2 protein-coding genes are annotated in these 878 nt (G+C 64.0%); both read right to left on the reverse strand.

What is annotated here, in order from left to right:
* Positions 1-4 precede the first annotated feature (4 nt).
* On the reverse strand, positions 5-358 hold the full coding sequence (gene tnpB, locus KAK09_RS18610; protein ID WP_117293361.1) for an IS66 family insertion sequence element accessory protein TnpB: 354 nt from the start codon (positions 356-358) through the stop codon (positions 5-7).
* Positions 358-774 carry an IS66-like element accessory protein TnpA gene (gene tnpA / locus KAK09_RS18615; protein WP_247651435.1) on the reverse strand — a complete coding sequence of 139 codons (417 nt, stop codon included), beginning with the start codon at positions 772-774 and terminating at the stop codon, positions 358-360. Before tnpA ends, tnpB begins: the two co-directional genes overlap by 1 nt.
* Between the last annotated feature and the right edge of the window lie 104 nt (positions 775-878).

Here is an 878-nt window from a genome sequence, read left to right on the forward strand (position 1 = left end):
CCAATTAACCAGCCACCAGCGGGCGCCGCGCCCGCTCGGGCCGCACAAGTCGCCAATCCACGCCTTCAAAAAGGGCTGCGAACTGCGCGCTGGACATGCGCATGACGCCGTCGCGCACCTGTGGCCAGACGAACTTTCCGCCCTCCAGGCGCTTGTGGACCAGCACCATGCCTGTCTGATCCCAGATCAAGAGCTTGATCCTGTCGGCGCGTTTCGCGCGGAACACAAAGGCCGCGCCGCAGAACGGGTCCATCCCGAACATTTCCTGCACGGCCAGTGCCAGGCCATCGATGCCCTTGCGGAAGTCTACCGGCCGGGTCGCCACAAAGACCTTCACCGGCCCGCCATGACCGAACATCACGATGCTGCAGCCCGTGCTGCCCGGATCGCCCGCGTCAGCTGCTCCTCATCGGCATCAGCGCCAGCACGGATCACGACATCACCTACCACGATCTCGAGATCGGACCTTGTGACAGACACCGCCGGCTCGGCCGAACTGTCATCAACAACGAGCTCTGCGAAGACAGGCAAGGATGCCACGCTCTCGGGCACCACCAGGTTGCCTTTGCGAAGCTGCTTGCGCCAATCGTAAATCTGCCACCGCGTCGTGCCGTGCTTGCGCGCAACATCCGCCACCGTCACACCCGGCATCATGCTCTCCGCCGCGATCCGCGCCCGCTCCGCCTTCGTGCGCCGCCGACGACCGCTCGGCCCCTCGATTACTTCCAGCCGGGAAACCCCGGCACCCATCGGGCCGTCCAAATGGACGCCCATTTTGCCGTCTACTTCCAAAATCCAAACCCTCCGTCACGCGCATGCGCACAGAATGGCTGGATCAAGTCAGAAATGGCAGGAGGGGATCGGCGTCGCGCTTACCT

It is taken from the genome of Roseovarius autotrophicus (assembly GCF_018069895.1).
Taxonomy (GTDB): domain Bacteria; phylum Pseudomonadota; class Alphaproteobacteria; order Rhodobacterales; family Rhodobacteraceae; genus Roseovarius; species Roseovarius autotrophicus.